The sequence below is a fragment of the Cobetia sp. genome (assembly GCF_983723665.1).
In genome coordinates, this window is sequence record NZ_CFDJES010000147.1 from 2,533 (window position 1) to 5,162 (window position 2,630).

Here is a 2,630-nt window from a genome sequence, read left to right on the forward strand (position 1 = left end):
CATGAGCTGCATCTGAGCGTCAACGTGACCGTGCGCCACATGATGGACAAGCGCTTCCTGTCGGACCTGGAAATATTGTTCCGGCACCCGGAGCTATGTGAGCGCCTGACGCTTGAGCTGGTCGAGAGCCAGCTGCCGGATGACATCCAGGCCTTGGCCGTGCTGTTCCAGACCATCCGGGCTCACGGCGTGGCGTTGGCACTGGACGATTTCGGTACGGGCTACTCCTCGCTGTCGCAGCTGCAGCGGCTACCGTTCGACAAGCTCAAGATCGATCGGCAGTTCGTGACGGCGCTGGGCTCCAGCAAGGGGCAGGCCATGATCGAAGCGATGCTGGGGCTGGCGGAGGCCTTCCATCTTGCGGTGGTGGCCGAAGGCATCGAGACGCCAGAACAGCGAGCCGGGTTGCTCGCGCATGGCTGCTCGCTGCATCAGGGCTATCTCTATGCACGACCGATGCCGGTGCAGGAGCTGATCGAGCACCTGATCGCAGGGGATGGTTGGCTGCCGGAAGGGCTGTAAGGGCTGTAAGGGCTGTAAGGGCTGGGAGCCCCGGCAGGCGCCTGAAATCAGCAATCCGTGACAGACAAAAGCCCCGCACGTTGGCACGTGCGGGGCTTTCCTGTGGCGGCTTTCAAGCGATCAGTCCTTCAGGGCGATCAGCCTTTCGAGCCGTACCCTTCAGCCCTTGAGCTGCTCCGGATCGCGACGCTCGACGGCATAGGGCAGCGCGCTGCGCTCAAGCTGGGTGCCATCTTCCAATGCCAATGCGATCTCTTCATCGCGCAGGCTGATCACGGCCAGCAGCTCCAGGCGGCCCTGCTCATCATGGGCTGCCTGCAGCACTTCGCCGAGGGACTTGCCGTCGGGGCTTGTGACCTTGCTGCCTACCACTGGCAAGTCGGCCGGCTGCACCGTCGTCAGGCGTTGCAGGCGCTTCTTGACCTGGCCGCGGAAGTGGGCGCGTGCCACGACTTCCTGACCGGTGTAGCAGCCCTTCTTGAAGCTGATCGCGGCGAGGGCTTCCAGATTGAGCATCTGCGGCAGCCAGCTGTCAGTCTGCGCGGACGTGACCCACTGCAGACCGGCGCGGATATCTTCCAGGCCCCAGCGGGTGTCACCGCTGGCGACCACATCGCGTGCGAAAAGCGCCGTGGCGAGGTCTGCCAGGGCGGCATGCGGGCCGACCAGTATCGCGCGCGGGGTATTGCCTGACGGCTGGCGCGCCAGCGCGCAGGCCTGCGGTTCTTCGTCCTCGCTCGACTGCAGGACCGAGCGCATGGCCAGGTCATGCTCGGCCAGCGCAGGTGCCGCGAGGGCGTCGGCACATGCTGCCAGACTCTGCTCGCCGAGCAGGCCGAGCACGCTCAGCTCACTCGACACCTCCAGCGTCACCTTGTAGAAGGGCGCGAACTTGGCCAGATGGGCGCGCAGCGGTTCGGCGGTGCCAGCCGGCATCACCAGCCACAGGCGCTCTTCGCTGACGCGCAGCAGCTGGGCCATGGCCAGAATGCGTCCCTTCGGGGTGCAGAAGGTCGTCAGCGGCGCCAGCTCGCCATCGACCAGACTCAGCTGCTGTGAGGTCTGTCCCTGCAGAAAGCGTTCGCCATCCTTGCCGCAGACCTCGAGTACCTCGAAATTGTTCAGCGGGGCCAGCACATTTTCGGTCCGTACATTCTTGGTCATGTCAGCGAGTGGCATGGAGGCGTCGGCTGGCTCACCCAGCGTCAGGCGGCCGTCCTCGCCGAGCTGGTAGCCGTGGTCTTGCATCAGGGTCTTCAAGGGATTCATCTACCACCATCCTGTTGCGAAGGAGTGAACTGCCGGTGGCGCATTGGCAACCATGCGGCATGTCGGATGCCCGCATTGTCACGCGCCAGCTGGCGGCTGTCAGCCCCTTGTGCCTCAAGTGGCAGTAAAAGAACGGGCAAATCAGTGTTCCCGTCCTGCCAGCCTTTTATGCAGCCTGGTTCGCGACGGTCTGATGGGCGCTGACTGTCAGGCAACCGTGCTATTCTTGACGGCTGCAATGCGCCGCGGCGCCCCTTTTTACTTACTGCATGACAGGAATGACACGATGGCCAGCTTTTCTCTTACTCTGATCGGCGTCGAGAGCGTCAAGGACGTCAACAAGGTCACCACGGCGCTGATGATGATGGATGGCGTCAAGGAAGCCGAGGTCGGGCGTGGCTTTGCCGAAGTCGACGGTCAGGTGCGTTATGACGCACTGGTCAAGACGGTCGAGAAGGCCGGTTACAAGGTCAAGTGACTGCAGTGCGGTGACGCTGACAGGCGGGAAACAGGCAGCGTCTCACGAGCGGGATCACGGACAGATCAGCGACAGGGAGGTGACGAATGAGTATCGAGGTAATCAGCCGTCGGTCAGGCAGTTTCGTGCAACGGGTACAGGTCGCAAGCTTTGAAGAGTTGCTGGTCGATGTGCCGGCGGTGGTCGGCGGCGACGAAAGCGCTCCGGACCCTCATGACTACTTCGATCTGTCGCTGGGGGCCTGCAAGTCGATCACCGTGCAGATGTACGCCCGGCGCAAGGGCTTGCCGTTGGAGGGGATCATCACCACGGTGGACCGGGACGACAGCGACGAGCGCCGTGGCAGCAACAGCGAATATCG

General features: G+C 63.3%; 4 protein-coding genes. 3 read left to right on the forward strand and 1 reads right to left on the reverse strand.

Annotated features, from left to right (window positions below; translation table 11 throughout):
* On the forward strand, positions 1-522 hold a 522-nt coding region (locus tag AC4FAH_RS12470; RefSeq protein ID WP_490246129.1), incomplete at its 5' end, for an EAL domain-containing protein.
* Between the two features lie 159 nt (positions 523-681).
* Here AC4FAH_RS12470 and ygfZ read toward each other — a convergent pair.
* Complete coding sequence (gene ygfZ, locus AC4FAH_RS12475) at positions 682-1,791, reverse strand: CAF17-like 4Fe-4S cluster assembly/insertion protein YgfZ (RefSeq protein WP_490246130.1); 1,110 nt, start codon at positions 1,789-1,791, stop codon at positions 682-684.
* A 286-nt stretch (positions 1,792-2,077) separates the two neighbouring features.
* On the opposite strand from ygfZ, the gene AC4FAH_RS12480 reads away from it, so the two are divergent.
* Both AC4FAH_RS12480 and AC4FAH_RS12485 read left to right on the forward strand, forming a co-directional pair.
* Entirely contained in the window at positions 2,078-2,269 is a 192-nt protein-coding gene (locus tag AC4FAH_RS12480; RefSeq protein ID WP_054557000.1) for a hypothetical protein, read from the forward strand.
* Between the two features lie 86 nt (positions 2,270-2,355).
* Positions 2,356-2,630, forward strand: a 275-nt coding sequence (locus tag AC4FAH_RS12485; protein ID WP_490246131.1) for an OsmC family protein, incomplete at its 3' end; no start/stop codon positions are given.

Bases quoted from the DNA above. Each gene is read 5' to 3' on its own strand.
- ygfZ (WP_490246130.1), bottom strand. From the start codon at position 1,791: ATGAATCCCTTGAAGACCCTGATGCAAGACCACGGCTACCAGCTCGGC.
- AC4FAH_RS12480 (WP_054557000.1), top strand. From the start codon at position 2,078: ATGGCCAGCTTTTCTCTTACTCTGATCGGCGTCGAGAGCGTCAAGGAC.